The organism is Streptomyces sp. NPDC059851 (assembly GCF_042732005.1).
Classification (GTDB): Bacteria; Actinomycetota; Actinomycetes; order Streptomycetales; family Streptomycetaceae; genus Streptomyces.
The window spans coordinates 1-5,045 of the sequence record NZ_JBHWJJ010000253.1 but is presented as its reverse complement, the minus strand read 5'-3'; the positions used below and the strand labels follow the sequence as shown (position 1 = coordinate 5,045).

General features: G+C 73.8%; 1 protein-coding gene. It reads left to right on the top strand.

The annotated features are described in order from the left end of the window. Positions 1–5,045, top strand: a 5,045-nt coding sequence (locus ACFV7Q_RS38280) for an amino acid adenylation domain-containing protein (protein ID WP_385435570.1), incomplete at both ends; no start/stop codon positions are given.

Genomic DNA, 5,045 nt, shown 5'->3' with positions numbered 1-5,045 from the left:
CGCAGCATCCGGCGTACGTCATCTACACCTCCGGCTCCACCGGACGGCCCAAGGGCGTGGTGCCCACGTACGGCGGCCTGCTCAACCTGTTCGCCAACCAGCAGCCGTTGCTGTTCGCGCGGCAGGCGAAGGGGCGGCTACGGGTGGCACTGACCACGTCGGTGTCGTTCGACGCCTCCTGGGACCAGCTGTTCGGCCTGTTCGCGGGCCACGAGCTGCACGTCGTGGACGACGCGACCTGGGCCGACCCGGACGCCTTCGTCGAGTACGCCGCGCGTTGCGGGCTGGACTACGTCGGAGCGACCCCGTCGTACCTGCAGGTTCTGGTCGAGCGGGGCCTGTTGGACGATCCGCAGTGGCGTCCGGCGGTGGTCGCGGCGGGCGGGGAGGCCGTGCCCGAGCAGCTGTGGGAGCGGCTCCGGACGACCGAAGGGGTGTCCTGCCTGAACTTCTACGGGCCGACCGAGTGCACCGTGGACTCGGTCATCGCGCCGTTGGAGTCGAGCCCGCAGCCTGTGATCGGCCGGCCCGTCGGCAACACCCGGTCGTACGTGCTGGACGGCGTGCTGCAGCCGGTGCCCACGGGTGTGGCGGGTGAGCTCTACATCGCCGGCGCGGGCCTGGCGCGGGGCTACCTGAACCGCCCGGGGCTGACCGCCGAGCGCTTCGTGGCCGACCCGTACGGACCGGCCGGCTCGCGGATGTACCGCACCGGCGACCTGGTGCGGTGGGGCCCGGACGGGAACCTGGAGTTCCTCGGCCGCACCGACGACCAGGTCAAGGTACGGGGATTCCGCATCGAACTCGGCGAGATCGAGGCCGTGCTCGTCGACCACCCGCAGGTCGCGCAGGCCGCCGTGATCGTCCGGCAGGATCGGACGGAGGACCCGCGCCTGGTCGCCTACCCGGTGCCCGCCACCGGGGAGGAGGTCCAGGCGGAGGCGTTGCGGGCACACCTGCGTGAGCGGCTGCCGGAGTACATGGTGCCGACCGCGTTCGTGACCATGGAGAGCCTGCCGTTGACCGTCAACGGCAAGCTGGACCTGCGGGCTCTGCCCGAGCCCGAGTACACCGCGTCACGGGCCGGCCGGGCCCCGCACACGCCCCAGGAGCACGTGCTCGCGGAGCTGTTCGCGCAGCTGCTGGGCGTGCCCCGGGTCGGGGTCGACGAGGACTTCTTCGAGCTCGGCGGACATTCCCTGCTGGCGACCCGGCTGGTGGCCCGGGCGCGTGCGACCCTGGGTGTGGAACTGGAACTGCGCAGCCTGTTCGAGACGCCGACGGTGGCCGGCCTGGCCGCCGGACTCGGCGGGGCCGACCGGGCGCGGCTCGCTCTGCGCCCCGAGGATCGGCCCGAGCTGGTCCCGCTGTCCTTCGCGCAGCGACGGCTGTGGTTCCTGCACCAGCTGGAGGGCACCGGTGCGGTCTACAACATGCCGCTGGCGTGGCGGCTCTCCGGCCCGCTGGACCGGGTGGCCCTGGAGGAGGCGCTGGCCGACGTCGTCCACCGGCACGAGAGCCTGCGCACGGTCTACCCCCAGGTCGACGGGGTGCCGTACCAGGACGTTCTGGACGCGCGGACGGCGCGGCCGCAGCTGCCCGTGATCCGGGTCGGCGAGACGGACCTGCCGGACCTGCTCGCGGCGGCCGCGGCGCGCGGCTTCGACCTCGCCACCGAACCTCCACTGCGGGCCACGCTGTTCGAGGCCGCGCCGGACGTACACGTGCTGCTCGTGGTGGTGCACCACATCGCCGGTGACGGCTGGTCGCTGGGCCCGCTGTCCACCGATCTGGCCACCGCGTACGCGGCACGCTGCCGGGGCGGGGAACCGCAGTGGGCACCGCTGCCCGTGCAGTACGCCGACTACACCCTGTGGCAGCAGCGGCTGCTCGGTGACGCGGAGGACCCCGAGAGCCTCTTCGCCCGGCAGACGTCCTACTGGACGGCTACGCTGGCGGACCTGCCGGAACAGATCCGGCTCCCCGCCGACCGCCACCGCCCCTCCACCCCCTCCTACTCCGGCGGCCACCTCGCGGTCGAGCTGGACGCCGACCTGCACACCGGGCTGGTCCGACTGGGCCGGGAGCACGGGGCCAGCGCCTACATGGTCCTGCAGGCCGCCTTGGCGGCGCTGCTGGACAAGCTCGGCGCGGGAACGGACATCCCGGTCGGCAGTCTGATCGCCGGCCGGACCGACCAGGCCCTGGACGACCTCGTCGGGTTCTTCGTCAACACCCTGGTGCTGCGGACCGACACCTCGGGCGACCCGACCTTCGCCGAGCTGCTGGGCCGGGTCCGGGAGACCGCCCTGGCCGCGTACGCGCACCAGGACCTGCCGTTCGAACACCTCGTCGAGGTCCTCAACCCGGCCCGGTCGCTCGTCCGTCAGCCCCTGTTCCAGGTGCTGCTCGCGCTGCAGAACGTGCCCCGCACCGAGTTCGCCCTGCCCGGCCTGAGCTCCGAGATCGTACTCGTGCGGACACCGACGGCGATGTTCGACCTCTCCATCCACCTGCTGGAGCGCGGCGGCACCGGCGGGGCGGCCGAGGGCATCATCGGGCGGGTCGAGTACAGCACCGACCTGTTCGACCACGCCACGGTGGAGGCGCTGGTCGCCCGGTGGCTGCGCCTGCTGGCGGCGGTGGTCGCCGAGCCGGACCGGCCACTGAGCCGGATCGACGTCCTCACCGCGGAGGAGCGGCGGGAGCTGCTGGTCGCGCGCAACGACACCGCGTGCCCGATTGCGGCCGCCGGTCTGCCGTCCCTGTTCGAGGACCGGGTCCGGGCGACCCCGGAGGCCCCGGCGGTGGAGTTCGAAGGCACCGCACTGAGCTACCGGGAGCTGAACCGCAGGGCCAACCGCCTGGCCCACGCGCTGATCGCGCGCGGGGTCGGGCCGGAGCAGGTCGTCGCGCTGCGGCTGCCGCGCTCCCCCGAGCTGGTGGTCGCCGTCCTCGCGGTGCTCAAGACGGGTGCGGCGTACCTGCCGGTCGACCCGGACTACCCGGCCGCCCGCATCGCGTACATGCTGGAGGACGCGCGACCGGCCGTGGTGCTCGACGACCTCGCGGCCGTCACACCGGCCGAGGAGCAGCCGGAGCACGATCCGGCCGTCGCCGTGGACCCACGCCACCCGGCCTACCTCATCTACACCTCCGGCTCCACCGGCCGGCCCAAGGCCGTGGTGATGCCCGCCGCCGGTCTGCTGAACCTGCTGGCCTGGCACCACCGGGCCGTGGGCGGCGAACCCGGCACCCGCACCGCGCAGTTCACCGCGATCAGCTTCGACGTCTCGGTGCAGGAGATCCTCTCCGCGCTGCTGTACGGCAAGACCCTCGTGGTGCCGACCGAGGAACAGCGCCGCAGCGCCGAGCTGTTCGCCCGCTGGCTGGACCGGCACGCAGTCGAGGAGCTGTTCGCGCCCAACCTGGTGGTCGAGGCACTGGCCGAGGCCGCCGAGGAGGCAGGGCTGGATCTGCCGGACCTGAGGCTGGTCGCACAGGCCGGCGAGGCGATGCGGCTGGGCGGTGCCGTACGCCGCTTCCAGGCCCGGCGGCCGGGCCGAGTGCTGCACAACCACTACGGCCCCGCCGAAACCCACGTGATCACCGCCTACCCGCTACCGGCCGACCCCGCCGACTGCCCGCTTCCCGTGCCGATCGGCCGACCCATCGCCAACTGCCGGGTGTACGTGCTGGATTCGGCGTTGCGGCCGGTCGCCCCCGGCGTGCTGGGCGAGCTGTACCTCGCCGGGGCGGGACTCGCCCGCGGCTACCTGAACCGGCCCGGGCTCACCGCCACGCGCTTCGTCGCCAACCCGTACGGTCCAGCCGGCGCGCGGATGTACCGCACCGGTGACCTGGTCCGCTGGCGCGCCGACGGCGAGCTGGAGTTCGCGGGCCGGGTGGACCACCAGGTGAAGGTCCGCGGCTTCCGCATCGAGCCGGGCGAGATCGAGGCCGAGCTGGCCGCGCACCCGGGCGTGGCCCGGGTCGCGGTGCTCGCCCGGGTGGACAAGCCCGACGAGACCCGGATCGTCGCGTACGTGGTGCCCTCGGCCGGGACGGGGGCGACGGCGGCGCAGCTGTTGGCGTACCTGCGCGAACGGGTGCCGGACCACCTGGTGCCTTCGGCGTTCGTGCTGTTGGACTCGCTGCCGCTGACGCCGAACGGGAAGCTGGACCGGGCGGCGCTGCCCGCGCCCGAGCCGGTGGCCACGGCGGAGGCGGGCCGGGCTCCGCGCACACCGCAGGAACAGATCCTGTGCGAACTGTTCGCCGAGGTGCTGGGCGTGCCGCGGGTCGGGGTCGACGACGGCTTCTTCGACCTCGGCGGGCACTCCCTGCTCGCCACCCGGCTGGTCTCGCGGGTCCGGGCGACCCTCGGCGTCGAGCTGGAACTGCGCAGCCTGTTCCGGACGCCGACGCCCGCCGGGATCGCGGCCGGGCTCCACGGCGCCGGCGCCCCGCGGCAGGCCCTGGTTCCGCGGCCCCGCCGCGAGCCCATGCCGCTGTCGTTCGCGCAGCGCCGGCTCTGGTTCCTCCAGCAGCTCGGGACGCCGAGCGCCACCTACCACATGCCGCTCGCCCTGCGGCTGTCCGGCGACCTCGACAGGGATGCACTGAGGGCTGCGCTCGCCGACGTCGTGGCCCGCCACGAGACCCTGCGCACGGTCTTCCCGTGCACCGCCGGCGTTCCGCACCAGCGGGTGCTGGACGCCGCCGAGGCCGCCGTCCCGCTGACCGTACGCACGGTCGGCGAGGCGGAGGTTACGGTCCTGCTGCGCGAGGCGGCGGTGCGGGGCTTCGACCTGACGTCGCAACTGCCGCTACGGGCCGAGCTGTTCGTGCTGGCGCCGCAGGAGCACGTGCTGCTGCTGGTGTTGCACCACATCGCCGGTGACGGCTGGTCCACCGGCCCGCTGGCCCGCGACCTCGCCACCGCCTACGCGACCCGGCGGGGCGGTGCGGCGCCGGCATGGCCGCCGCTGCCGGTGACGTACGGCGACTACACCCTGTGGCAGCACGAGATCCTCGGCGACGAG